General features: G+C 37.0%; 26 protein-coding genes. 19 read left to right on the forward strand and 7 right to left on the reverse strand.

The genetic code is table 11. The features are described 5' to 3' along the window. Window positions 1-160: 160 nt before the first annotated feature. The 5 genes from AC59HZ_RS03610 to AC59HZ_RS03630 all read left to right on the forward strand — a co-directional run bounded on the left by AC59HZ_RS03610 (window position 161) and on the right by AC59HZ_RS03630 (window position 5,174). The gene (locus tag AC59HZ_RS03610) at window positions 161-1,801 is read left to right on the forward strand and encodes a YceG family protein (protein WP_496544505.1); all 1,641 of its coding nucleotides are present in this window, start codon (window positions 161-163) and stop codon (window positions 1,799-1,801) included. Between the two features lie 3 nt (window positions 1,802-1,804). After that, window positions 1,805-2,908 carry a toxic anion resistance protein gene (locus tag AC59HZ_RS03615; RefSeq protein WP_496544506.1) on the forward strand — a complete coding sequence of 368 codons (1,104 nt, stop codon included), beginning with the start codon at window positions 1,805-1,807 and terminating at the stop codon, window positions 2,906-2,908. Window positions 2,909-2,926: 18 nt separating this feature from the next. After that, window positions 2,927-3,541 (forward strand): TerD family protein, encoded by a 615-nt coding sequence (locus tag AC59HZ_RS03620; RefSeq protein ID WP_496544507.1) that lies wholly within the window; start codon window positions 2,927-2,929, stop codon window positions 3,539-3,541. Between the two features lie 13 nt (window positions 3,542-3,554). Beyond that, window positions 3,555-4,133: a TerD family protein gene (locus tag AC59HZ_RS03625; protein ID WP_496544508.1), complete on the forward strand. Its 579-nt coding sequence runs from the start codon at window positions 3,555-3,557 to the stop codon at window positions 4,131-4,133. A 339-nt stretch (window positions 4,134-4,472) separates the two neighbouring features. Beyond that, entirely contained in the window at window positions 4,473-5,174 is a 702-nt protein-coding gene (locus tag AC59HZ_RS03630) for an anthrax toxin lethal factor-related metalloendopeptidase (RefSeq protein WP_496544509.1), read from the forward strand. A 333-nt stretch (window positions 5,175-5,507) separates the two neighbouring features. Here AC59HZ_RS03630 and AC59HZ_RS03635 read toward each other — a convergent pair whose 3' ends face one another. From AC59HZ_RS03635 to AC59HZ_RS03645, 3 genes are read right to left on the reverse strand one after another with little or no spacing between them, the layout of a single operon-like run. Continuing rightward, on the reverse strand, window positions 5,508-6,605 hold the full coding sequence (locus tag AC59HZ_RS03635; RefSeq protein WP_496544510.1) for a GerAB/ArcD/ProY family transporter: 1,098 nt from the start codon (window positions 6,603-6,605) through the stop codon (window positions 5,508-5,510). Window positions 6,606-6,639: 34 nt separating this feature from the next. Next, entirely contained in the window at window positions 6,640-7,833 is a 1,194-nt protein-coding gene (locus AC59HZ_RS03640; protein WP_496544511.1) for a Ger(x)C family spore germination protein, read from the reverse strand. Next, complete coding sequence (locus AC59HZ_RS03645) at window positions 7,817-9,298, reverse strand: spore germination protein (RefSeq protein WP_496544512.1); 1,482 nt, start codon at window positions 9,296-9,298, stop codon at window positions 7,817-7,819. Before AC59HZ_RS03645 ends, AC59HZ_RS03640 begins: the two co-directional genes overlap by 17 nt. A gap of 195 nt (window positions 9,299-9,493) precedes the next feature. On the opposite strand from AC59HZ_RS03645, the gene AC59HZ_RS03650 reads away from it, so the two are divergent. Then, entirely contained in the window at window positions 9,494-10,393 is a 900-nt protein-coding gene (locus tag AC59HZ_RS03650; RefSeq protein WP_496544513.1) for a LysR family transcriptional regulator, read from the forward strand. Window positions 10,394-10,451: 58 nt separating this feature from the next. Here the strand turns inward: AC59HZ_RS03650 and AC59HZ_RS03655 are convergent, their stop codons facing one another. Further along, a complete protein-coding gene (locus AC59HZ_RS03655; protein WP_496544514.1) occupies window positions 10,452-11,492 on the reverse strand; it encodes a YeiH family protein in 1,041 nt (346 codons plus the stop codon). 116 nt (window positions 11,493-11,608) lie between these two features. On the opposite strand from AC59HZ_RS03655, the gene AC59HZ_RS03660 reads away from it, so the two are divergent. The 3 genes from AC59HZ_RS03660 to AC59HZ_RS03670 all read left to right on the forward strand — a co-directional run bounded on the left by AC59HZ_RS03660 (window position 11,609) and on the right by AC59HZ_RS03670 (window position 14,179). After that, a complete protein-coding gene (locus AC59HZ_RS03660; RefSeq protein ID WP_496544515.1) occupies window positions 11,609-12,496 on the forward strand; it encodes a LysR substrate-binding domain-containing protein in 888 nt (295 codons plus the stop codon). Between the two features lie 216 nt (window positions 12,497-12,712). Further along, entirely contained in the window at window positions 12,713-13,657 is a 945-nt protein-coding gene (locus tag AC59HZ_RS03665) for a thymidylate synthase (RefSeq protein ID WP_496544516.1), read from the forward strand. 33 nt (window positions 13,658-13,690) lie between these two features. Beyond that, on the forward strand, window positions 13,691-14,179 hold the full coding sequence (locus AC59HZ_RS03670; protein ID WP_496544517.1) for a dihydrofolate reductase: 489 nt from the start codon (window positions 13,691-13,693) through the stop codon (window positions 14,177-14,179). A 49-nt stretch (window positions 14,180-14,228) separates the two neighbouring features. On the opposite strand, the gene AC59HZ_RS03675 is transcribed toward AC59HZ_RS03670, so the two are convergent. Beyond that, entirely contained in the window at window positions 14,229-14,468 is a 240-nt protein-coding gene (locus AC59HZ_RS03675) for a hypothetical protein (protein WP_496544655.1), read from the reverse strand. 312 nt (window positions 14,469-14,780) lie between these two features. Here AC59HZ_RS03675 and tatA point away from each other — a divergent pair, with 312 nt between their 5' ends. Together tatA and tatC are read left to right on the forward strand one after the other, a co-directional pair. Then, window positions 14,781-14,975 carry a twin-arginine translocase TatA/TatE family subunit gene (tatA, locus tag AC59HZ_RS03680; RefSeq protein ID WP_496544518.1) on the forward strand — a complete coding sequence of 65 codons (195 nt, stop codon included), beginning with the start codon at window positions 14,781-14,783 and terminating at the stop codon, window positions 14,973-14,975. 82 nt (window positions 14,976-15,057) lie between these two features. Beyond that, complete coding sequence (tatC, locus tag AC59HZ_RS03685; RefSeq protein ID WP_496544519.1) at window positions 15,058-15,789, forward strand: twin-arginine translocase subunit TatC; 732 nt, start codon at window positions 15,058-15,060, stop codon at window positions 15,787-15,789. Window positions 15,790-15,845: 56 nt separating this feature from the next. Here tatC and AC59HZ_RS03690 read toward each other — a convergent pair whose 3' ends face one another. Then, window positions 15,846-16,193 carry a helix-turn-helix domain-containing protein gene (locus tag AC59HZ_RS03690; protein WP_496544520.1) on the reverse strand — a complete coding sequence of 116 codons (348 nt, stop codon included), beginning with the start codon at window positions 16,191-16,193 and terminating at the stop codon, window positions 15,846-15,848. 459 nt (window positions 16,194-16,652) lie between these two features. On the opposite strand from AC59HZ_RS03690, the gene AC59HZ_RS03695 reads away from it, so the two are divergent. The 7 genes from AC59HZ_RS03695 to AC59HZ_RS03725 all read left to right on the forward strand — a co-directional run bounded on the left by AC59HZ_RS03695 (window position 16,653) and on the right by AC59HZ_RS03725 (window position 22,369). After that, window positions 16,653-17,360: a hypothetical protein gene (locus tag AC59HZ_RS03695; RefSeq protein WP_496544521.1), complete on the forward strand. Its 708-nt coding sequence runs from the start codon at window positions 16,653-16,655 to the stop codon at window positions 17,358-17,360. A 388-nt stretch (window positions 17,361-17,748) separates the two neighbouring features. Next, window positions 17,749-18,351, forward strand: a complete 603-nt coding sequence (locus AC59HZ_RS03700) for a fibronectin type III domain-containing protein (RefSeq protein WP_496544522.1) — start codon at window positions 17,749-17,751, stop codon at window positions 18,349-18,351. Between the two features lie 27 nt (window positions 18,352-18,378). Continuing rightward, window positions 18,379-18,939, forward strand: a complete 561-nt coding sequence (gene sipW, locus AC59HZ_RS03705; RefSeq protein WP_496544523.1) for a signal peptidase I SipW — start codon at window positions 18,379-18,381, stop codon at window positions 18,937-18,939. A gap of 87 nt (window positions 18,940-19,026) precedes the next feature. Further along, window positions 19,027-19,806, forward strand: a complete 780-nt coding sequence (locus AC59HZ_RS03710) for a TasA family protein (RefSeq protein ID WP_496544524.1) — start codon at window positions 19,027-19,029, stop codon at window positions 19,804-19,806. A gap of 121 nt (window positions 19,807-19,927) precedes the next feature. After that, window positions 19,928-20,527 carry a cell wall protein gene (locus tag AC59HZ_RS03715; protein WP_496544525.1) on the forward strand — a complete coding sequence of 200 codons (600 nt, stop codon included), beginning with the start codon at window positions 19,928-19,930 and terminating at the stop codon, window positions 20,525-20,527. A gap of 305 nt (window positions 20,528-20,832) precedes the next feature. Further along, complete coding sequence (locus tag AC59HZ_RS03720; RefSeq protein WP_496544526.1) at window positions 20,833-21,084, forward strand: DUF2535 family protein; 252 nt, start codon at window positions 20,833-20,835, stop codon at window positions 21,082-21,084. 442 nt (window positions 21,085-21,526) lie between these two features. Next, entirely contained in the window at window positions 21,527-22,369 is an 843-nt protein-coding gene (locus AC59HZ_RS03725; protein WP_496544527.1) for a DegV family protein, read from the forward strand. A 28-nt stretch (window positions 22,370-22,397) separates the two neighbouring features. Here the strand turns inward: AC59HZ_RS03725 and AC59HZ_RS03730 are convergent, their stop codons facing one another. After that, window positions 22,398-23,288 carry an MBL fold metallo-hydrolase gene (locus AC59HZ_RS03730; protein ID WP_496544528.1) on the reverse strand — a complete coding sequence of 297 codons (891 nt, stop codon included), beginning with the start codon at window positions 23,286-23,288 and terminating at the stop codon, window positions 22,398-22,400. Between the two features lie 172 nt (window positions 23,289-23,460). Here AC59HZ_RS03730 and AC59HZ_RS03735 point away from each other — a divergent pair, with 172 nt between their 5' ends. Then, the gene (locus AC59HZ_RS03735; RefSeq protein ID WP_496544529.1) at window positions 23,461-24,978 is read left to right on the forward strand and encodes a spore germination protein; all 1,518 of its coding nucleotides are present in this window, start codon (window positions 23,461-23,463) and stop codon (window positions 24,976-24,978) included. The last annotated feature ends 4 nt before the right edge of the window (window positions 24,979-24,982 follow it).

Here is a 24,982-nt window from a genome sequence, read left to right on the forward strand (position 1 = left end):
AAGGTGAAAAAGGTGGAAATTGCTCTAAAAATGAAACATTTTTCGAACACTTTCGTATAAAGAAATGAACCATTTTTATAACTGTGATATGATGAAATAGTAACCTTACATAATTTACTAAGTTTGAAAAATCTTTCGCTTTCAGAGGAAGGGATCATGAATGCACCCATCATATAATCAGTTAATCGTCCGACCAATTGGGGCCCTTTCATTTGAAAATTGGCACGGATTATTAAAAAAAATGTTACCGGAACGGCCGGAATACTCATTAGAAAATGGAACAATTCAAATTGGGCAGGTCCTGGGGAAATTCTTTGGCGTACCCATTGATACAGATGAATACTATAACCAGCTTTTTGATTATGTGAATGCAAAGGAATGGGGCTTACAGTTGTTAAGTGAGGATTCACTTGATAAATCCATTAACAACGCCCACTTTCAAGCGATTCAAAAAGTGCTGAATATTCATCAGGAACAGAAGCTATCGATCAATCGCTTTACTGCTTTTCTAGATGGCGACCAGCTATTACTAAAATCACTGGTCCCGGCTATTCATCGAAAGCTGAGAGAGGCCATGATAGCAATGCTGGAATTATACGCAAGCATGGAGAATGACGGATTGAAAAATCACGAGCTAAGGCGGGTTCTCGTAGATGTGGTCAAGTGGTCAGTCAATCATTTGCAGCCCCTTCTCGAAACCGCCAATCCTGAAAAAGAAATGCCAAAGTTTTTGTGGTACGGTGATTTTAAAAAGAGTCATCAATATTTTTTATTTTATTTAGCAAAACTTGGCTGTGACATTGTTATTTTTCATCCGGAGGGTAAAGATGTTTTGGGAGGAATGATTCACGAACCCGTCTTCACCCATCAATATCCAAATCAGCAGCCGGCGGAACCCTTCCCTAAAGAAAAACGGAGCCGGAAAACGACAGTGGCATACAGGGCTTCAAAAGAGATTGAAACGATTCTTAATCAGGAGGGATCGGGTCTTTACAAGCCTTGGCAGTTAAGGGAGTATACTCCCTCATCCATTACGCTGAAGACGACCTATGATGAGCTATTTATCCTTGGTAAGGAACTGGCGATGATTCGACCAGATTTTTCTGTCGAGAATGGACATGTCAAGATCCCGTCCGTTTTTGCCAAAGTACTTGGAGTTAGTAAAAATCGAAAAGAATATTGGGACCGGTTGCAATCGCTTAGCCAATTCGATCAAAGTTTTCTCATTCGCCAGCTTCCTTTTGCGATATCCAGCAATAGCGATTTTCGCTACCATTATCGAAATGCATTGGGCCGGGATGGCTTAATTAGCCCGGATAAGATAATGCACTCCCATTATTGGCCATATTCTTTTTTACCAACAGGACTGCAAAAAGGAATGGCAAATGCAATCCGCGAAATATGCCATGAACCGGATTTAAAGCCATTGCCAATGGAAACCATGGAAGATGTTAAAATTTTTCTGTTTACTCAGTCAATGTTTATCCCGAAGAACGTGATTCAGTTATTGGAGAAGTTTGACTATTCCCAGCATGTTCCTAAATTAATTATTTTCAACAATGAATTAACTGGTATGCTTTCAAGGGCAGATGCAGCCTTATTACTTTTACTCAATCAATTTGGTGTAGATATCGTTTTCTATAATCCCACCGGGCACAATGATATCGAAAATTATCTTGATGACCGGTTATTTGATAAACACTGGCTCGAAGACATGGTATTTGATTTGGAATATAAAGAGCCTTCTCTTTTTAAAAAAGGTCTATTTCAAGGAATCTTAAAAAATTTAAGGGGAGATTAATGAGTGAATCTATCGCCAAATCCTTCAAGCGGCTTAACGCCGGCAGGAACTGATGACGTATTAACAGAAACAAAAGTATCGGATATAAAGCTGGCTCTTCGCAAAGAGCCTGAAATTCAAAATTTAGCACGCACCATCGATGAACGCGACCAGATTCAAGTTTTAGAGTTTGGGAAAGAACCAGCTGTACAAGTCTCACGGTTTTCCGATCAAATCCTCGCAAATATGCGGACAACAAAGGTGGAGGATTCCGGGGAACTTCTCAAACAGCTGGGCCGCATCATGGACCGTTTTGATCCAAAGGATTTTCAAAAATCATCTCCCGGACTTTTTGGCAAGCTGTTCAAAAAAGGCGAAAAGATGATCGAAAAGATTTTTGGCAAATATCAAACCATGGGTTCAGAAATTGATAAGGTCTATGTAGAAATTTCAAAATACCGTCAAGAGATGGTCGAATCGACTACAATGCTCGAGCAAATGTATGAACAAAACTATCAATTTTACTTAACGCTGGAAAAATACGTAGTGGCTGGCGAAATCAAGGTGGAGGACCTGAAGAACAACCAGCTGCCGCAGCTTGAAGCCCGCGCAGCCGCAGGCGATCAGCTAGCTTCCATGCAGCTCGATTCCCTTCGGAATGCCATCGAGCTTTTAGAACAGCGTATTTATGATTTAGAAATGGCCAAAATGGTAGCGCTGCAAACGGCACCGCAAATCCGGTTATTACAAAGAGGAAATACGAAGCTGATTGGAAAAATCAATTCAGCCTTTGTGACAACGATTCCAATTTTTAAAAATGGTTTAATTCAGGCAGTGGCGGCAAAAAGGCAAAAGCTTGTAGCAGATTCAATGAGTGAGCTTGACCGCCGCACCAATGAAATGCTCCTGAAAAACGCACAAAACATTTCCCAGCAAAGCACGGATATCGCAAGGCTTGCCGGCGGCCCAAGCATCAAAATTGAAACGATTGAAGAATCCTGGAACATCATCATAAAGGGCATGCAGGAAACAAAAGCGATTGAAGAAGAAAACAAACGCATGCGTTTAGAGGGAACAAAGCGGTTAGAGCAGCTTCAAGATAATTTCAAGAAAATGAAACAACAATAATTTAATGAGGTGATTGATGTGGCAATTAATTTACAAAAAGGTCAAAGAGTAGATTTAACAAAAGGGAATCCAGGGCTTGCGAAAATCATGGTAGGATTAGGCTGGGACCCTGTGCAAAGCGGCGGTGGCGGCGGTTTGTTAGGTTCTTTATTTGGAGGCGGCGGCAGCTCGGCTAACGTAGACTGCGACGCATCTGTAATCATGCTTGGTGCCAATGACAAGTTGCAAAATAATAAAGACGTGATTTATTTTGGCAATTTAAAAAGCAATGACGGCAGCGTTCAGCACTCTGGCGACAACTTGACAGGAGCTGGCGATGGCGATGACGAGCAAATTATGATCGACTTAAGCAGAGTACCTGCTCATATTCAAAAGTTGGTTTTTGTTGTAAATATTTATGATTGTGTAAAGAGAAAGCAGCATTTTGGCATGATCCGCAATGCTTTTATCAGAGTTGTAAATCCAACGAACAATCAAGAGTTAATCAAATATAATTTATCCGATAATTATAGCGGCCTGACATGTCTTGTTACCGGAGAAATTTATCGCAATAACAATGAGTGGAAATTTGCAGCAATCGGCAGCGGCACAAATGCAGCAAGCCTAAGTGAAGTAGTTCGAACATATTCATAATGAGGTGATACTTTTGGGCATCAACTTATCTAAAGGACAGAGAATTGACTTAACGAAAACGAATCCGGGCCTAACGAAGGCCATTATCGGTCTTGGCTGGGATACAAACCGTTATCATGGCGGCCATGATTTCGATCTGGATGCTTCGGCGTTTTTAACGGATGCAAACAGCAGGGTGACACAGGATTTAGATTTTATTTTTTACAATAATTTAGTTCATCCTTCCGGTTCTGTTGAACATACCGGCGATAACCGCACCGGTGAAGGTGACGGCGATGACGAACAAATCAAAATTGACTTCAGTAAAGTCCCATCGCATGTAAGCCGAATTGCAATTACGGTCACGATTCATGATGCCGAGGCAAGAAACCAGAATTTCGGGCAGGTCAGCAATGCCTTTGCCCGCGTTGTCGATGAAGAAACGAATCGCGAGATCCTTCGTTTCGACCTCGGCGAGGATTTCTCCGTAGAAACGGCTGTCGTCATTTGCGAGCTTTATCGCCATAACGGTGAATGGAAATTCAACGCAGTCGGCAGCGGCTTCTCAGGCGGCTTAGCTTCACTATGCCGCAACTTTGGGTTGGAAGTATAATTTTTTGAAAAGGAAAGCTGCCGAAATGGTAGCTTTTTCTTTTTGTAGATAATGACTGGAGGTTCATTTCCTGAGAGAGCAATATTTTAGTTGGTACGGTAAATGAAAGGGACTTTCATTGCCCAAGGGAGCTAAATTTTAGAGGGTATGGTAAATGAAAAGCCGATTCATTGCCCGAGAGAGCTAATTTTTTGTTGTCATGGTAAATGAAAAATCTCTTTAAAACCAAAAAAAATAGAAAAAACCTCCATTTTTACCTATGGAATTCCGAATCTACCATACTATTTACCATGTTATAATTCTCCTAATAACAAAAATAGACAAATTGGGGGAATCTGCATGCGTAAATGGGTCATTACTATCATGATGATGTGCTTGTTCCTATCCATAAATACCACATCCCAGGCGGCAATAGACGGTGTTAGACTTGTGGATTATCCGAGAAATTCTATCCTCTATCAATCTCTTACTACAAATAAATCGCTAGACCAACTTAATCAAATTATCATACTTCCAAAACAGCCCTTCGACCAAAAAGAAGCTGCGGCGATCATAAGAAGAATCGGTTCGCTTCCAGGTACTATTTTAGATAAAATCAATAAACAAGGCATTAATCTAAAACTTTTCAAAGGGAAACTAACCGACAACCCAACAGCAAGCAATCTAGCGGGACAAACACCGCGAGGCTATCAAAACAACGTTACGTGGGATGATGTCCCAGGAATAGGTGGTTCGAAAGTTGTTCTCGTGAAAATCGGTGCAAGCGAAAAGGGGAAAGGACACGGATCCGTTAACCTAGAGCTCCATGAAATGGCCCATTCCATTGACCGATATGTTTACAATGACATAAGCGGAACCACCCAATTTCATTATATTTGGGAAAAGGAACACAATCTAATTTTCCCTGATAACAGTTATTTCTTATATCCGGAAGAATATTTTGCTGAAAGCTTCGCGATGTATTATTTAAATTATGAAACGAAAGAGCTCCTGCGAATCAAAGCTCCACAAACCTATCAATTTATAAAAAATCTAGATTAGTATAGAAACAAAAGCCACTTTTTGGTAACCAAATAGTGGCTTTTTAAGTTCCTAATAGTTGTTACTTAAGCCTAATCAAGTAACGGTTGTTCAATAAATAAAATTATTGAAAGCTATCAATCCTATTTATTTAAGGAATTTGATCGCTTTTTATTTTTATATTGATCATCCAAAAAATTACAAGCGATTTTCCTCATGAAACTCTAATTTTCCCCAATTTACGATTTTTCTAATCTCAATTAAAATTTATATATATTTAAGTATTAAGAATTTGCATGTCTTCAAATATTATCACTTTTTAATATTAATACGAAATGTGGGATTACACTCATTTTATAATGATTTTACTATGTATTTCTTTATAAACAAACAGATTCCAAGGATAAACGGAATGATAAATTGTAAAGGTATGTGGATATAAAGCGGAACAATTTTCAATCCGATGTACAAATGCTCGATAAGGTTTTTCGATAATATAAATGTAAATAAAAAAGTTAAGATCGCCGCTGCCATAATTCGTCGATTCCGATTTGTTCTTGGAAAAAAGTGGGCCATAATCATCAACCCGCCGTACATAAAAACAAAAATTTTAATAAATCCGCCAATAAGGTTGAGAATGACAGCAAAAGTTTCAAAGTGCGGCAGAAATTCTAAGACGGTGGTAAGTTCCAAAGCCTTCACAAACGGAAATACATACATGGTAACTGTTTCTGAATTTAACAATCCAAGTATCATTTCTCCTGCTATGAGCAGGAGCACTCCTGTCGTACACACAGAAATAATACCATATTTCCGTAAAGATTGTTTATCGTTTGCAAACGGAAATAGCATTGTAAATACGATGAGTTCACCATAGGGAACGGTTAATCCGGTTGGGAAAACAGAAGAGAAAATATTTTTCCAGCTTGTTCGGAATATTGGTGTTAAATTTCTGAATTCAAAATAAGGAGACAGGTATCCAAAAACCATCAGAATCAAAATGAAAACGCCTGTAAAAACACATAAAATTACTGAACTTCTTGCCGCAGCCTCGATGCCAAGATAACAACTAAATGACACTACTAGAAGAAGCGTAAAAGAAATTACCACATAAGGGATGTTGTGAAACAGCACTTGACCGACAAAAAAAGAGAAATCTTTTAACACTTTTCCAGCGATGTATATAAAGTACAGACAATAAATGAATCCAAGTAGTTTCGAGATCCATCTTCCAAATCCAAGTTCTAAAAGTTGGATCAAATTTCCCCATTTTCCGATTGAATGAAGCATTAGGTAAAAATATAAAATCCCCACTCCAAAGACTAACGACAACAAGATGGTAATCCAAATATCTTGTTTCGTTTCGAAGTTCCAGCCTACGACAATAGCACTTCCCAGCAAAAAGTTGATCATTAAGGAAAATATTTCAATTGGCGCTAATTTGACCATCATTTCACCTTAGTCCTTTCAATGCAAAGAGTCCATTTTATTGCGATGAAATTTCTCCTGTATCTATAATATCAACCTTTACTTTTGTCCGAATAGGTAGAGTTGAATAGACGGAATCCCAATTATGTTTAAGGTGGTTCCACCGGTGTGGTTGTTTTCGATACAAAATATCTGCAAATCCATCGATATCGGTTTTTTTCTTTTGCGTTTTTGCTATCAGTTGATTAATCTGATTTTGAAGGTCAAGTTCTGCATCATGTTCCAATTGGGCAATAGCTTTGACTGTAGAAGAGTCCATATTGCACGACACATCCTCCAATTTACCCTTAATATGAACCTGAAGAAGATAAGAAGGTTCTCCCTTTTTATCCAGTATACGGATATCTTGTTTGCTTTGAACGTCTTTCCATGTCACAAATCCCGCTTTTTTTTGGCATTTCGTTACCAAAGAGGTATCGCGTATTTTCCCTCGGGTTAGTGCATACAGGTTGCTTTCCGAAGATGATAGCCAGTAGGATAATCGTTGATGCTGAAAAACGGCTAATCCATTTATCTCTAATATTGCATCAGGAGTCGCCTTTTCGATATTGCTTTTTGAAAGTCCCTTTGAAAGATTTCCCTTTAATGTGATATAAGGAATGGTTAGCTCTGTCCTATTCTGTTTTAGCATTCCTGCTACTTTATCGGCGGTCATGTTCGGCAGGTCTCCCCAGGATTCCCGTTTTCGATTCAGAATTTCTTCGAATCTGCTTCCTGAAATTTTTTGAACAGGCGTAAAGATTCGAAGCAGTTTATCCGGTTTTACTCCCTTCGATATGATAAACCTTATATTGGAAGGGAAGCTAGGTTCGCGCATTAGATAATGAGTAATAGAAGAAATTCCTTCGGATTTTGCTAAAGATTCCCCGATTAATGCCACTTCCGTATCATCTAAGAAAATAGACCGTGGTAATCGATTTTGAATACGGTCGATGGCTTCAGGTATCGTTCGACCATGTACACTGTACGTATACTGACCTTGTTCCTTTAATCCTTCTTTACTATTGGATGCTGGATTATAGATTTGTACGGTTGTGACGTAGCCTTTTTTACTTTTATCAATCCCGATTGCGGAAATAACGTATATTTTATCCAACATACTGTCTTGGGCAAATTTACCGACAATATTAGCGATGATTAGTCCAACAATGAGTAAGACGGTAATGTTTGAATTTCTATTTTTTCTTTTCATTCGTCTCCTCCATCGTTTCCTCCTTCATGAAATGAGACTCGTCGTTTGTCATTTCTTGCTGTGACAATTGAATCGCGCTGTCTTTTAAATCATGAGCAACAACTGGAGCAAAAGGCGATAAATAGGGGACACCGAAACTGCGCAAGGAACTTAAATGAAGCAGAAATACAATTGACATTAAAGCAATACCGTAAAACCCGAGAGCAGCGCCTGAACTAATAAAAATAAGACTGATCGTTACTGCAGGTATTCGTAAAGAGTAAATTGGGACGACACTCACTAAAATGTAGGTGATACAAACTACCACTAAGCTTGCTGGTTCGACTAATTGGGATTCAATCGCCGACTGGCCCAATACGATTCCTGCGAAAATGGACACCGTAATGGCAACATTTTGCTGCAATCGATTGGAACTTTCGTTTATCGCTATCACCACAATCATCAAAACAGAAACTTGTAACGATGTTGGAAATGGCACCAATTCCCGTTGTGAAACAAAGCCCAATAACAGTTTAACTGGCAATAAGTTTGCATGGTAAGTTAAAAACGCTACATAGAGCCCCGGAATATATAAAGCAATAAAATAGAGAAAGCAACGGAGAAGGCGCTGATTGATAAGACCTGTTTTCCCTATGTAATAATCTTCGGGTGTTTGGAAAAATTGGATAAGAACCGCAGGAGCGATTAGTACATAGGGAGTGCCGTCTACAAATATCGCGATTTTTCCTTCCAACAATTCGCCTGCTACTACGTCAGGTCTATCGGTATTCAACATAAGTGGAAAAAAAGACCTTGACTCCTTTGTCAGAACCATCTCAATGTAATTTGCTTCTAGTACTGCATCCAATTGTAGGTGTTCGAGGCGCTCATAGATTGTCTTCAATATTTGTTTATCCACGATATTCTCAATGTACATGACTGATACGTCTGTATGTGTATGTGTTCCATATTGCTTGGTCGTTATTCTTAAATCCGGATTTTTAATAATTTTACGTACAAGAGAGAGGTTTGTGGTTCTATTTTCCGAGAATCCAACATCAGGTCCCTTCGCGACACGTTGTCCCTTTGGGCTTTCTATGCTCCGCACGCTCCATTTGGTTGTATCAGTTGAGAGAAACGTATGAATTCCTTCCAATATGACAAGTGTTCTGCCTGCCAGCAAGTCATTTGTAGCAAGCGTAATATTTTCAACACGTGTAATATTTTTAGATTGAATCACAGCAGATTCCATAAAAGCAATCAGTTTTTCATCGGTTGTAAAATGCGGCAGATTGGATGTTAATAATGGTACTATTACGTGTTGCTGAACAGCATTGGAATCCACGATTTCATCGATGAATAGAACTGCTGCTTTTTTATTTATACTGTTCAAGTTGATTTCTCTTACTTGAAAATCAGAACTATTACCCAAAATAGCCTGTAAGGTTTGTATATTATAATGTAGCACATCTGAAATCTCGTTCATTTTTACCACCGGATTTTGTTGAAGTAGATAACTTATTTTTCCTCTAAAGGTAAATTTGTATGCAAATGAAGTTTACTAATGAAACCTTAAATTCAGGAGAGATTTCTTGATTGTAATTTTTTGTTTATTAAAATAAAATCTAATGTAAAATATTTTTTAATCTAATTATGTGATCAGTTGTCTAGGGGTGAAATAATGAATTTTGAACAAATGGAGTATATTGTCAATGTTGCACACGAAATGTCTATTACAAAAGCAGCTGAAAAATTATTTATTTCTCCTTCCGGTATGAGCCAATCCATCACACAACTGGAAAATGAGCTGGGCATTAAAATCTTTAACCGATCCAAACACGGAGTGACTCCTACCTTTGAAGGGAAATTGGTTATTTCCAAAGCAAGGACATTCCTAAACACCCTAAATGAACTAAAAAAAGAAATTTATGAATATAAAAATAGCAATCAAACCCATTTAAAAATCCTTACCGCGCCTACGTTTACTTTTTTACTTGAAGAAACAATAGTTAAGTTCAATCTGAAAAATCCAGAGGTTACATTTGAATTAGAGGAGCAAAAACGAACAAATATTATCCAGAATTTCAATCAAGAAAATTATGATTTTGCACTAATCCCTGCAACTGAAGATGAGTTGAAAAAAGAAAAAAATATTCGTTATGAACATATTCATAATGGGCATATATGTGCAGCTGTTGGCAAAAAATCACCAATTTGTTCTAAAAATTATGTAACGCTTAGTGATTTAAAAGATTCAAAAATAGCTTTGTATAATACATCCGATTATAAAATGATATTAAAACATATAAAGTTCGATCCAAATCAAGTATTAGTAAAATCGAATAGCAGCAGCCTTCTTTTCGAGTTGGTAAAAGGAAGCGAGGCCGTTTTATTAGTGCATGATTTTTCAATTAAAAATAGTTTTATGGTCAAAAATGGAGATATAAGTATTATCCCTTTAAAGGAAGAGAATCAATTTCTTATTGATTTCTGGCTTATTTATTTAGAAACGAAAGGGTTAACAAAGATAGCAAAGCAATTTATTAATGAATTGTTATTCAATTTTAAGAAAATTATTTAAACAGCCTGAGTTCATCTCAATGAATTCAGGCTGTTTAACGCTATTATTTTATTTGAGGTTAATTCGTATAAAACGTTAATAAAGATAGGAGAAAGGATGTAATGAGAATGGCTATTAGAGGGCGAATGGCTTTGGTACGCAGTTCTTTTAAACTAATATTTAATCCTAAGCCGGTCATAGACATGGTTAATATAAATGAAGTGACAGCTGAAATATCAGACATAATCTTCTTGGATAAAAAAACCTCGCGATCAATAATATAGCTCCCCATAAAACTCATAATGACAAACCCAATTAAAAACCATGGAAACTTAAATTTTGTCTCTCCCTCTAATTTTCCTTTCTTTTTCATCCAAAGCATGAGGATAAAACAAACCGGAACTAATAAGAATACGCGTACGAGTTTAGCAAGTAATGCGTGAGCTAGCGCATCCTTGCCTGCAGGGGCTGCGGCTAAAGCTACATGGCCAATCTCATGCAAACTGATTCCTACCCAATTACCGTAGTCTATAGGACTAAACGATAATATAGGAATTAATAATGTATAGATAATTGAAAATACTGTGCCAACTAATGCGATGATGCCGACACCCATGGCGGTATCATCATCTTTTGCTTTAATAATGGGCGAAACAGCGGCAATTGCAGCAGCACCACAAATCCCTGTTCCAACTCCTAATAATAAAGATAGATTAAAATCTGCTTTCAGCCATTTTGCAAGGATCATCAGGACAACAATGGAAAAAACAATCGTTCCGGCACCTCTTAGCAAAAGGGGCAATCCCTGATGGAAAATGACGGCCATATTAAGCTTTAAGCCATAAAGGATAATGGCCACCCTTAAAAGTCTTTTTGATGAAAATTGAATACCAGTACGCAGTCTTTCAGGATATCCAAAAACCTGTCGATAAATCATTGCAAGTAAAATGGCACACGCGAGTGATCCAATATGATTAAGACCTGGCAGTGCTGCCAAAATGAAGCCTAACAAGGCTATGATCAACGTAAAACTTATTCCTAATATCAAAGAAACATTTAGCTTTTTTGCATCTTTTTTATGCTCTTTAGAACTGGAGACGATTATAGCTTTTTGTTCCAATTTTTTTCATCCCCTCATTTTATTATCTAATATTATCGTATCGAATGATGTACAATAAGGAAAATAAATAATTGTTATATATATAATAAGTAAATACGATATAAGAGAGTGGAAAAATGGATCAACTATTAGCTGTATTTATATCTGTAGCCGATAAAAGAAACTTTTCCAGAGCCGCGGAAGAGCTTCATTTGACTCAGCCTGCCGTCAGCCAGCAAATACAACAATTAGAAAAATACATTGGCAGCAAACTTCTATTGCGAACAAACAAAAGTGTAGAGATTACTAAAGCGGGTAATATTGTCTACAAACATGCGAAAGAAATAACTGCTTTATATAAACGAATGACGATGTTGGTGAATGAATTAAATAACGAGCCAACGGGTCCATTAAAAATCGGTGCGAGCTATACATTTGGAGAGTATGTGTTACCACATATACTTGCAAGAATGAAAAATCTTTTTCCTAATATCATCCCTTCGGTGCAAATTGGCAACACAAGGGATATTGCCAAAGCAATCACCAGTCATGAGATCGATGTAGGGATTGTGGAAGGGGATATATCTCAGCGAAATATAGCTATCAAAACAGTTTCAACAGACCAAATGTATATTGTGGCAGGGGGAAATTATCAAAATTTCTCCAATATGGAAGTTTCACTAGAACAGTTGGAACAAGAAGATTGGATTGTCCGTGAAGAGGGTTCTGGTACAAGAGATGCAACAGAAAAATTATTTCAAGCTTTACAAATAAGTCCTCCGAGGTTGATGGAGTTTGGCAGCACTCAGCTTATTAAAGAAGCAGTTGAAGCAGGGCTTGGGATTAGTTACTTATCTGATCTTACTTTTAAAAAAGAAAGACAACTGGATACCATTCGAGCATTAAAGGTTAAAGGGACACCAATTAAGAGAAATTTTTCGGTTATAACTAATTCTCCTGAACTGCATACAAAATCTATCAATTTATTTATTGAGTTAATAGAAAATTATTTAAAAAATCAATAATAACTAGGGACAAAGCCTTTGCTACTGGGGATTTGTCTTTTTATTCAGATCTAAGGTAGATTTCGTATTTTGTTTCAAAATGTTATACTCTTTTTTTAGACATTTATCTTGAATTCATTTGGGTTAATAATCTAATATCATAAATATAAAATTTTTTACTGAATGCTATTTAAACTAGTTGTAAAAAGAAGAATACATACAGAGGGGAAATTATAAATGAGAGATTATCTAGAGTTGCTGGAAGATTTATTAGAAAATGGTGTGCAAAAAGGGGATCGTACAGGAACTGGTACTTTGTCTGTATTTGGCCGGCAAATCCGATTTGATTTAAGCAAAGGATTCCCGCTCTTAACAACGAAACGTGTGCCCTTTCGAATGGTAGCTAGTGAACTATTATGGTTTTTAAAAGGCGACACCAATATCCGTTATTTACTTGAACACAATAATAATATATGGAATGAATGGCCGTTTAAGAAATGGGTTGAAAGCGATGAATATCAAGGACCTGATATGACTGACTTTGGATTAAGAAGTCAGGAAGATGAAGAATTTAAAAAACTGTATGATCAAGAGATGGAAAATTTTAAGAAACGAATCATAGAGGATGATCAGTTTTCCGAAAAATATGGAGAGCTTGGCCCGGTATATGGATCCCAATGGAGAAAATGGGAAAAGAAAAATGGAGAGTTTGTCGATCAAATAGAACAGGTTGTGAACGAGATTAAACAAAACCCAAATTCTAGAAGACTGCTTGTCAATGCCTGGAATGTTGGTGAAGTGGATGATATGAAACTGCCTCCTTGTCATTATGCCTTTCAATTTTATGTTGCAGATGGCAAGCTATCGTGTATGTGGCAGCAAAGATCGGTCGATACCTTCTTAGGTCTTCCTTTCAACATTGCAAGTTACGCCCTTTTAACACATATGGTAGCCCAGCAATGTGACCTCGAAGTGGGAGAATTGATTTTTACTGGCGGAGATGTTCATTTGTATCTAAATCATCTTGAACAGGCGAGATTACAATTATCCCGTGAAGTGCGATCCTTGCCACAACTAAAGATACAAACCAGACCTTCATCGATTTTTGATTATAAGCTAGAAGATTTTGAAATCACAGGGTATAACCCGCATCCACATATTAAAGCAGAGGTAGCTGTTTAACGTGATTATCTATAACAAAGGAGGGGACAGCGCTTGATTTCATTTATTGTCGCCATGGACGAAAATAGAGTAATCGGCAAAGACAATCAATTGCCTTGGCACCTGCCAGAGGATTTAAAGTTTTTTAAACGGGTTACAATGGGGCATCCGATTGCTATGGGCAGGAAAACGCACGAATCCATTGGCAGGGCACTGCCAGGCCGGGAGAATATCATCATTACCCGTCAAAAAGGTTACGAATCCGAGGGGTGTACCGTTTTTTATTCAGTCGAGGACTTTGTTAAATACTGCCGCGAACAAAGCGATGAAATTTTTGTCATCGGCGGGGCCGAAATATTCAAAGAAACATTTCGATATGTAGACCGTCTATACCTTACCCACATATACGAAAACTTTGCCGGAGATACTTTTTTCCCTGAATTTGATCATGAAAAGTGGGTACTTACTTCCCGTGAAAAAGGGATAAAGGATGAAAAAAATCCTTACGATTATGAATTTCGGATTTATGATAGAAAAGAATAGCATAAAAATAAGCATCAGCTCATCGCTGATGCTTTTCTTAACCTTTATTTTAAAAATAGGATCCATTTATTTCATACTCTGTCAGTTTTGCAAGCATGCCTCTAAATTCATGTGGATGGCAAAATTCTTCTTCACGGAAATGTGCTTTGACCCAGGCGATTAATTCTTTTGGGCTATTAAAATATTCTCCACTCCGATCGCTTTTACGAATGGTGTATCTACCATTGTCATCATCAATGGTCACTTCCACTGGCAGGGCTCCGTCAAAACTACAAAGTGAAAATTCCAACCAACTCACATCCATTCCCTTACAAATTTCCATTAGTATATGTTCCTGATGCTCAAATTATATGCAAAAATAAAATAGTTGCCAAAATATTTTAAAAATTCTATTAAATAAATTGCCATTGACTATAAAACTGGTTATTGTTAAATTGTCTAAGGAGAGCTTTAAAACTTAGCAATTGGTAATTTTCACAAATATATTTTTTTTGTGGATTATGTGAATTTAATATGAAATATTGCATAAAATTTACCCAAATTGATTTTTCAGTACTATAATCGTAGTAGAAATTACAAAAGTTAAAGGGGATGTAGATCCATGTTTTCGAATATCGGCGTTCCAGGATTAATTTTAATTTTAGTGTTAGCACTGATTATTTTCGGACCAAAGAAACTTCCGGAGATTGGTCGTGCTTTTGGACAAACACTAAAAGAATTTAAAAAATCAACACGTGAATTAACAGAAGATGTAATGGAAGATATTAAGGATGATAAAGAAAAGTTGACTAAATAAGGTGTAAGATATGTGTCTTGCACCTTTTTCTTCTCGATATTTATTAAATCATATTTACCTTTAAAATTGGCAGGGGAAGTATATGGAAGATAAAGAATTACACTTAGTTGACCATTTAGAAGAATTGCGCAAAAGGATTATCATTACGGTAGTCTCCTTCGCCGTTTTTTTTATCGGTGCCTTTATTTACGTTGAGGATATCTATAAATGGTTTGTCGGAGATCAAAAACTGCAGGTTCTTGGACCAAGTGACATCATGTGGATTTACTTTATGCTCGCTACAGTTGTGGCCGTAGCTGTAACGATTCCTATTTTAGCATTACAAATTTGGTTATTTGTAAAGCCAGCGCTAAAACCGAATGAACAAAGAGTTACATTATCTTATGTGCCGGCATTATTTTTCTTATTTATAAGCGGACTAGCCTTTGGCTATTTTGTCATCTACCCGATGGTTTTAAAATTCCTAGTGAATATGGGACAGGGCATGTTTGTCACGAATTTCACTGCGGAACGGTATTTTAGTTTTATCATGAATATGACCCTTCCATTTGGGGTATTATTTGAGCTCCCAGTGGTCGTTATGTTTTTAACTTCATTAGGAATCATCAATCCGTTTGTGTTAGCAAAAATCCGAAAGTACGCGTATTTCGTTTTAATTATTATAGCGGTTGTAATCACACCGCCTGACTTTATGTCTGACTTTGTCGTAACGCTGCCGCTTTTATTGCTTTACGAGGTCAGCATCAACTTATCTAAGTTTGTTTATCGGAAACGGTTGAAAAAGCTGCAGGAAGAAGAATTAGTGGAAGCATAAATAAAAAGACCTTAAGAGAGTGGAATACCTCTCTTAAGGTCTTTTTTCACGTTCTATTACTTACTCATTTGTTCCTTCATCCAGGCTTGATATTTTATATAGTTAAGATATTCCCGGAAGTCTTCTTTTTTTAGTCCATCCTCCACAGCCCCTCTTATTAGCACAACCCATTCATCATCTAATTCAATGAGGGCCCCTTTTTCGGTGTGATCCTTCTCCAATAAATATTCAAGATTTGTCCCCAATGCTTTTGCGACCTTGTATAAGAATTGGAGCGAAGGATTGGACTGTAATCCTCGTTCGATATGACTTAAATACGATTTCGAAACATCTGCTATATTCGCCAGCTCACTAATAGAATAACCCTTTTCCTGCCTCATCTCCTTAATCTTAATCCCGATCATAATCCCAAACCCCTTTGATATTAATCCAATTTTAATCTTGATGTAAGTACATTATAGAGAACAATATACTCTTTATAAAACACAATTGCAATTAGTAAAAAAGAGAAAACAAGAGAAAAATCGTTAAAAACGGTTGAAATTAAGGGGATTTGCCATTTTACAAATATTTTTATAGTAAGAGATAATACTTTGTAGGTTTGTTCTTTATTAAGAATAAAAATGATTGAAGAAAAAATTTAAAAGGGGGAGAGAATCAAAACAATTTTTACAACTAAATAAGCCTAGTCAATGTGAGGGATGAAAGTGCGAAAGTACAAACTCATTTTCATGGGTGTTACCATCATAATATCAGCAGTCCTTTTAATTACTTTATTTCAGATAAAGAATATTAAAGCTAACGAAGAGTATAAAGTGGATATTTCCACATCCCCATCGGAAGTATTCTTTAATGTGGGCAATATGAAACCCGGGGATATGGTAACATCCATTTTAAAGGTAAACAATGATGGAAACCTGGATTTTAATTACTCAGTAAGCACTCGAAAGATATCTGGAGATGATTATTTATATAATCAGTTTATTTTAAGGGTATCAAATGCTGCTGGACCACTATTTGAAGGAAAATTCAAGGATTTCATTAATTTCCCATTAGGAACAATCGCTGCTTTTGAAAACAATGATTTAACTTTTTCGATGGAACTTCCTTATGAAACAGGAAATGAAGTTCAAGGAAAAGCATCAGAAGTAGCCTTCGATTTTACAGCCATTGGTCATGAGGAAAAGATTCCCATCGATGGACAATGCTTTGAACCACCTTTTAGCAATCGTGATTTTACCTTACACCAAAAGTCAACGGTGCCGATTAAATTTCATTTACGTGATTCCCATGGGGATCTAGAAAATGAAATATTACAAAATGTTCGTTTAGTAGTCACAGGCCCATCTGTAAACGGCGGGAGCGTTAACTATATATTTACTCCAAAAAATGGAACTATAGATTTTCAACGGGTAGATCCGCCTCACTATCATGCTCAATTCTCTACATTTGATTATCCAGTAGCAAATGATCAATGGTATACGGCGACAGTTTATGTTGAAAACAAGGAATACTGTAAAAAAACCTTCCAAGTTTTAGATCAAGGCAACCGTTCAAATGCACCTAAGTAAATTAATTAATCCCTAAAAACCTTGAGCCAAACCTCAGGGTTTTTTTATGTAAAAAAACACATTAAATATTAATTAGAGAGTCGTACATTAATAAGAACGAAATATTCGTTAATAAAAACGAAATAGTAAGGAAATAGGAGAAATATTGAAGAAAACTAGTAAAATCGTTCTATATTAAGAAAATTTCGCGGAATATGAGGTTTTTCAAGTTCTTTATTTTGGCATATACTCAACTTATAAGTTCGTTATAAGGAACGAAACGATGCTCAAAAGGAAGTTGATGAACATGTTAAAAAACGTCACCAACTTCGTTCTTAATATCCTACCTAAGGGGCTTATTCCATTTCATAGAACGAGTGAGGGAGGGAATACCATACGAAACACACGTTTGAAAAAGTTCAAGAAGAGAGGAAAAAATCTTGCCATAGCTGCTCAGTTAGTTGCCATTTGGTATCTTCTGATCCTATCAAGTTCGTATCTTACCTCCGATACTGGAGCTTACTTTAATGATGAAGAGCAGATTAGCGGCACCATTGGTGTTGCAGAAGACTTTTGTAAAGATGTAAAAAATGGCTCAGACTTCTGGCACAAATATTGTAAAGATAACTCCGGGGGAGGAAATGGTCCTGACTCACCTGATGAAAATACTGGGGAGGCAACTGATCCAGATAACCCTGGACATAATAAAGACGGTTGTGATGATCATACAAATGCACCTTGTTCTGAAGTAACCAAAATAAAAGAATCACATACTAGCAACTCTGTTACCTTAACTTGGGAAAATCCAAAATGGTCTGATGCAACATTTTCATCCGTTAAGATTTACAAAAATGATAGTAAAGATCCAGTCGGAAACAACATAAAAGACGGTCAATTTAAAGAAGAAAACTTGCAGCCTGATACCAAATATACCTACAAAATTACAACTGTAGATAGTTCAGGGAAGGAATCCTCGGGAATATCGATTGCTGTAACTACAAGCAAGAAATAAACAATTTAAAAAAGTGGTGGTGTTTTTATGACCGGAAAAAAAGTTTGGAAAATTACTAGTAATATAATTACCGGAATATTGTTTCTCGTACTAATCTTTATGATTGTTGTCGTAGTTTCATCAAAGGCTTTGGGAGGGGAGCCGAACTTCCTAGGGTACCAGTTGAAAACAGTACTATCTGGTTCCATGGAACCTACCTTTAAAACGGGCTCAATAATTGCAGTGAAGCCACTAAAGGATACTGAAAATCTTAAAAAGGGTGACATTGTTACCTTTAAAATGGATGAATCGAAACTTGTAACACATAGAATCATTAAAGTTATTAAAAATGAAAATCGAACCATGTTTGAAACAAAAGGCGATAACAATGAGGATAAAGATGTTAATCCTGTATTAGCCCAAAATGTTGTAGCTGAATATTCAGGATTCACCATTCCATATGTTGGGTATTTTATGGACTTTGCAAAGTCAAAAAATGGAACAGCATTATTGCTTATCCTTCCAGGATTGTTCCTTCTAGCGTACTCAGGTATAACGATTTTTAAGGCTATAAAAGCTATTGATCAGGGAAAAGGAGCACAAGTTTAACGGTTGCACTCCTTATGTAAAGCATAAGGGTTCAATATAAAAATACTACATACCTCAAAAAGAGGGAGAAAACAAGGAGGAATAATAATGGGTATTAAAAAGAAATTAGGTTTGGGAGCAGCATCAGCAGCACTTGGTTTATCATTGATTGGTGGAGGAACTTTTGCATACTTCAATGACACTGCTACAGTAAATAATCAGTTTGCTGCTGGAACTTTAAACTTGGATGTGTTAAAAGATAGTGAAGGTGCAATTAATTTTGATTTAAGAAACATGAAGCCTGGTGATACTGCAAAAAGATATTTTGTTCTAAAAAATAGTGGCTCTTTATCAATTAAGGATGTATTAATGGAGGTAACATCTTCTGATTTCGTAGACGGAATGGTGGCTAAAGGTAAACCAACTGATAGTAGTGTTACCCAATTTTTATCTCAATTTAAAGTAGAATTCTTCAGAGTTCAAAATCCAGAAAATGATCCAACATGGGCGGATCGTGTTGATTTGATAAATGGTAATGTTACATTAGCGGATTTAGTTGCTCATACTTATACTAATATTAAGCCTGGATATGCTGATGGTAATAGATTAAATATTGCACCAACAGGACTTCCTGTTAATGATTCTGATGGAATTGGCATACAAATTACCTTTATTAACCCAACCAATACTAATCAGAACCAATTCCAAGGCGATAGTGTAAAAGTTGCTTTTAATTTAGAAGCTAGACAAGAAGATGGTGTTGAAGTTAATAAAAATGGATATATTAAAACAAATGGAAACCATCCTTCAACTCCAGCAGATACTGATAATAGTGATAACAAAAATGTAACTGAAATTACTGATGCAAAAGACAATCCAAACGAATAATTTTTTTACGATTTAAAGTTAGATGGGCGGGGAGAGCACTCTCCGCCCTTTATAAAAATAAACTAACGTATTTAAACAATAACTTATTATTTTGAGAATAAGTTTTAAAATGAGGGAATGTATGAAAAAATATTTCATTTGTTTATTAATCCTTATTATCGTGCTCCCTAATAAAGTTTTTGGTTCAACAGAAGAAAATTTATTAGACTTAACGGTAGCTCCCAAAAAAGTCTTGTTTGATATACGTAATATAAAACCTGGTGATAGTTTTGAAAGAAAAATTATGGTTATGAATAATGGAGAGGAAAATGATTTTAGATATATTGTAAAAAGTAATTTTACAGAGGGCTCAAAAGAGTTCTTTGATCAATTAACCTTAAGGATTTATGATAGTAGGTTAGTAGTTTTTGAAGGTCGACTTCATGAATTTGAAAAACTGGATCCACGTTTACTTAAAAGTAAGTCAAAAGAGGATTTATATTTTTATATTACTGTCCCTTATGAATTAGAAAACAAATATCAGGGTTTGAATTGTAAATTTGTCTTGAAATTCTATGTTGAAGGTACTTTAGGCGGTGTCCTACCTGCAGATGGGCCAAAACTTCCAGTAACCGGAACTAATAGGTTTAATATTCTTATAACTGGTGTTGCCCTTATATTGACAGGATTATTCATACAATTTTTTCTAAGATGGCAAAGAAAGCTTGAGAAGCCTGTGTAAAAGGCCTTGAATTATGAACGTTGTCAATCAAGGTCTTTTTAAGCATTTTGAAAGATCCCCAAATTCATCTTCAAACAATTTAATCCTCTTCTAAATACCAGAAATGATTCCTTGACAAAACAATTTTATGTGCCAAGTTAGTCAGTACGTTTTTTATCGTTTAAATAGTAAGGTACAAAATCTCATAAAGAAAATGTCATTTAAAATGTTCACAAATTATTTTTCCACACAAGCATATTTAGACACATTTCGAGAAGTAAAAGATGTATAATATAGCCAAACGGGTGAAAAAGAGGATTGATATTTTGTTATTCAAAAGCCTAGAGTTCAAAAATGATATTGGACAGAAGGTTAAAGTCGTCGAAATTCCTGTATTGGGGGAAGATAGTGCTTATAAATTTATGATCCAAGTCCGTTTACAGACGTATATTACGTCAATCTGCAAGGAGCCAAGCCCGAAAAAATGCTACTCCTTTAAAGACTACTTGAAGAAGGTCATGAGATGGCCGGATTATGAACAATTATTTAAAGTGGCAGAATTAAAGAATAATGCTTAATGTAAGGGGAGCACCGGGAAACCGGTGTTCTTTTTGTTATTGGCTATATTAATGAGAGCTGACCCTTAGATCCAACTGCCCGCGAACTTTAGTAAAGGGAAATATTAGCTTGGCATAATGCCTGATAGCCTCCAAAAATTATAAAATGGTAATTAAGAATGGGCCATAATTCCCTGGAGTTCATAAAAAATGAAAAGACGGTAAATAAGAGACGCTCCTAATGCCCACAGGTTCATAAAAAATGAAGTGACGGTAATTAGGAGACGGTCCTAATGCCCAATAGCCTGTAAAAAATGAAGAGACGGTAATTAATAGTTGTTCCAAACACCGGGGTTCCATATCCCCTGTTTTAACAAAATGAATAACGAAAACCCTTGATTTTGTTCCAATCATTCCCCCAAACCTGTATAATACAAAGCAGTAACATTAGGGAAGTGAACATATGAGCAAGATTAAAATTGTAACCGATTCAACGTTAGATATCTCCAAAGAAACGGCCGAAAAATTAGGGATTGTCATCGTGCCGTTATCGGTAACGATAAATGGAGAAACCTATTTGGACCGAGTGAATTTAGATCCGGCGGAATTTATTGTAAATATGAGCGCTGCAGATGAATTGCCGAAAAGCTCCCAGCCTTCAACGGGTTCTTTTTTAGAAGTTTACGATCGCCTTGGCCAAGAAGGCTATGAAATCCTGTCTATCCACATGACCGGAAAAATGAGCGGTACGGTTCGCTCAGCAGCAAGTGCGGCCCAAATGTCAGAGTCAAAAGTGACCGTAGTCGATTCAAAATTTATTTCCAAGGCCCTTGCCTTTCAAGTTAAGGAAGCAGCTGAAATGGCAAAGCAGGGGAAAAGCATGGAGGAAATCCTTGAACGTTTAGAATCGATTCGCGATCATACGAAATTATATTTAATGGTGGATACGTTAGAGAATTTGGTTAAAGGAGGGCGGATTGGAAAAGGTAAGGCCTTCATCGGCTCTCTCTTAAATATCAAGCCGATTGCTTCACTTGAGGGTGCGGAATATACGCCCGTTACCAAGGTGCGCAGTCATTCCCAGGTTGTCAAATTTATGGTCAAGCAGTTTGCCGAGGATGTAAAAGGGAAGACGATTCGCGGCGTTGGAATTGCTCATGCCGAAGCATATGAACTGGCGGTAAAAATAAAAGAAAGTATTATTGAAATAACCGGCCTTCAAGACATCGAAATTGATTGCACTGGTCCAACTGTCAGTACCCATACCGGACCAGGTGCATTAGCCTTAATGTATTACGTCGATTAATAAAAGGATGGTGCCATCGGCGCCATCCTTATTTTGTCTTTACTGCTTTTTTGGGAGCTTCGAGAACCGATAAGCCTAATCTGTCCAGGTGTTTGCGGATGCCGCTCCGTTCCCATGTTTTAAGAATGGTATTTTCCAAACTTTTTTTGGGATAGAAAATTCCGATGCTTGTGAGTTCTTCAAACGAAAGTCCATCGCGGACATATTTCTCAATAGTTTGATCGCGCCGGTCAACGATTCCAAGAAATTTATCCATCGCCATATGAAAATCCTGCTTTGAAAAAATCCCTTTTTGGTGGCCGGTAATATAGGTTTCTGCATCAAGGGACAGCAGACGTTTACCGGAAGTGATAAAATCCTCAATATCCCCATCCGTACCGTTATACCATGGACCAAAAGAGGTCATATCGTAATCACCAGCAAATACAACGCCTTGCTCCGGGAAGTAAGGGCATGACAGCCCGCTTGTATGACCAGGTGTATGAAGAAAATGTACCTTCACGTTTCCAAAGCGATATTCCACTTCATAATCATAGGTTCCCGTTATTTCTCCGAGGTTTTTCACCCATTCCTGCGGGATATTCTTTTTCCATTCCTCCACACCAATCGGGCCCCATTCCTGATAAACGCCATTCGCCTTAGCCACCCCTTCAATAGAGCGTGACGTTTCAAATTCGATGGGGTTTATCCATTTTGTGATGTCCGTAAAAAAGTGGTTAAAGCGAGTGTGATCGGGATGGTAATGTGTATTGATAATTAAGTCCAGTCCGTAATCCTCATAAATCTCTTTTAATAGGTTAGGGTCTGCTCCCGTATCGATCAAAAGCTTTTCAGAATCATTGATAAATAAGCTTCGGGAATAAGGGACCTTGCTGTTATTTGGGCCTTCTAAAACCATGATTGGTCCAAAACGCTTCATGATAAACACCTCCATTAGTTAAAAGGTTCCAATTATTAAAATATGAATGAATACTCATTCATTGTATCATATCCATTTTCTGAATGAAACCAATGTATGCGCGGTTTTCTTTTGGGTATAATTTGGTTTTTTGGTAAAAATAAAAAAAACAGTCGGATTAAAGGTGTTGAATATGTTCAAGTGGAGATTAGATAAAAAGCAGGCAGAGGAACATAAATCGCATAGTTTAAATGTCGATGAACTTAAAAAGCAATTAGAAGAGGCACTTGCATCCTGCTCAGATGTCAGCTTTCGAACCATTAAAAAAGATGGGAAAAAGATTTTAACAAGCTTTTTAAGTAGTTTAATTGATAAATCCAGCCTTGATGAATTTATCCTTCAAACCTTGCAAACCAACTTTTCAAAGAATATGACGGTTGAAGAGGTTGCCCAAATTCTTCCGATTGCTCAATTATCTGCTTCCAATCAGCTTAATGAAATTGTCGATTCTATTATCGAAGGAAGTGTCTACATCTATGTTGATGGTGAACCATGCGGACTGCTGGCAAATGTAAGCAAGACAGCTGAAAGGTCCCTGGAAAAGGCAGAAACAGAAGCGCTCGTTTACGGACCAAAAATATCGTTTACAGAGTCTCTTCCGATTAATGTGAATATTTTGCGGAGTAATGTTAAGGATGGGCAATTATGCTTTGAGGATGTTGAAGTTAGTACAAGGGTAAAAGCAAGAATTAAGATTGTCTATATTAAAGATATCGCTGATCCAAACAATGTAGAAACCTTTAGGCAGAGAATTTCAAATTTAAAGGTTGACTATATTCCTGATACTACGGTTCTTGGGCAATTGATTGAAAACAATAGCTGGTCAGTATTTCCGCAATTAATGACCACGGAACTGCCGGACAGGATTTCTATTGCCTTATTAAGTGGTAAGGTTGCAGTGTTAATGGATCGCAGTCCTGCAGCTCTTTATGGGCCTACTCCTTTTTTTACCTTTTTTGAATCAACCGAAGATATATATATGCGTTGGAATATGGCTTTTTTCTTACGGATGCTCCGTCTAACAGCTATTTTTTTATCTGTGCTTTTGACCCCAGCATATGTATCCGTATTAACGTACCATTATGAAGTCATTCCTTCTCCATTGCTAGTTTCTTTAGGGCAATCACGGTCCAATGTCCCTTTCCCTCCTGTATTTGAGGCATTGCTGCTGGAATTTATTATTGAGATGTTAAGAGAAGCGGGTGCAAGGCTGCCTACTAAAGTAGGTCAGACGATGGGTATCGTTGGTGGTATCGTTATTGGGCAGGCGGCAGTGGATGCGGGATTTACGAGTAATATTTTAATTATTATTATTGCCCTTAGTGCCCTTGGGTCGTTTACAACACCGAGTTATTTAATGGGTACGGCCATTCGGATCATCCGGTTTCCGATTATTATTCTGGCCGGCTTTTGGGGTGGGATTGGTATAATGGTTGCCTTTTGTTTTTTCCTGATTCATCTATTAAGACTAGATTCGTTGGGACGGCCCTATTTATCTCCAGCATATCCACTGAGACTTTCGGATTTAGGATACAGTATGTTCAGGTATCCCCTTGAGTATCTTTCCAAAAGGCCTGCAACAAATCAGCCGATTGACAATGATCGGTTTCCTGTCAAAAAGGCAAAACAAAAGAAGGATGTAGATGAATAGGAGC

The sequence above is a fragment of the Neobacillus sp. DZ-9 genome (assembly GCF_059587065.1).

Excerpts from the sequence above, each read along its gene's own strand:
- AC59HZ_RS03690 (WP_496544520.1), bottom strand. The coding sequence starts at position 16,193 with ATGATCGGGATTAAGATTAAGGAGATGAGGCAGGAAAAGGGTTATTCT.
- AC59HZ_RS03715 (WP_496544525.1), top strand. The coding sequence starts at position 19,928 with ATGAAAAAATATTTCATTTGTTTATTAATCCTTATTATCGTGCTCCCT.
- AC59HZ_RS03665 (WP_496544516.1), top strand. The coding sequence starts at position 12,713 with ATGAGAGATTATCTAGAGTTGCTGGAAGATTTATTAGAAAATGGTGTG.
- tatC (WP_496544519.1), top strand. The coding sequence starts at position 15,058 with ATGGAAGATAAAGAATTACACTTAGTTGACCATTTAGAAGAATTGCGC.
- AC59HZ_RS03710 (WP_496544524.1), top strand. The coding sequence starts at position 19,027 with ATGGGTATTAAAAAGAAATTAGGTTTGGGAGCAGCATCAGCAGCACTT.
- AC59HZ_RS03630 (WP_496544509.1), top strand. The coding sequence starts at position 4,473 with ATGCGTAAATGGGTCATTACTATCATGATGATGTGCTTGTTCCTATCC.
- tatA (WP_496544518.1), top strand. The coding sequence starts at position 14,781 with ATGTTTTCGAATATCGGCGTTCCAGGATTAATTTTAATTTTAGTGTTA.
- AC59HZ_RS03695 (WP_496544521.1), top strand. The coding sequence starts at position 16,653 with ATGAAACCCGGGGATATGGTAACATCCATTTTAAAGGTAAACAATGAT.
- AC59HZ_RS03650 (WP_496544513.1), top strand. The coding sequence starts at position 9,494 with ATGAATTTTGAACAAATGGAGTATATTGTCAATGTTGCACACGAAATG.
- AC59HZ_RS03660 (WP_496544515.1), top strand. The coding sequence starts at position 11,609 with ATGGATCAACTATTAGCTGTATTTATATCTGTAGCCGATAAAAGAAAC.
- AC59HZ_RS03610 (WP_496544505.1), top strand. The coding sequence starts at position 161 with ATGCACCCATCATATAATCAGTTAATCGTCCGACCAATTGGGGCCCTT.
- AC59HZ_RS03735 (WP_496544529.1), top strand. The coding sequence starts at position 23,461 with ATGTTCAAGTGGAGATTAGATAAAAAGCAGGCAGAGGAACATAAATCG.
- AC59HZ_RS03725 (WP_496544527.1), top strand. The coding sequence starts at position 21,527 with ATGAGCAAGATTAAAATTGTAACCGATTCAACGTTAGATATCTCCAAA.
- AC59HZ_RS03645 (WP_496544512.1), bottom strand. The coding sequence starts at position 9,298 with ATGAACGAGATTTCAGATGTGCTACATTATAATATACAAACCTTACAG.
- AC59HZ_RS03640 (WP_496544511.1), bottom strand. The coding sequence starts at position 7,833 with ATGAAAAGAAAAAATAGAAATTCAAACATTACCGTCTTACTCATTGTT.
- sipW (WP_496544523.1), top strand. The coding sequence starts at position 18,379 with ATGACCGGAAAAAAAGTTTGGAAAATTACTAGTAATATAATTACCGGA.
- AC59HZ_RS03635 (WP_496544510.1), bottom strand. The coding sequence starts at position 6,605 with ATGATGGTCAAATTAGCGCCAATTGAAATATTTTCCTTAATGATCAAC.
- AC59HZ_RS03730 (WP_496544528.1), bottom strand. The coding sequence starts at position 23,288 with ATGAAGCGTTTTGGACCAATCATGGTTTTAGAAGGCCCAAATAACAGC.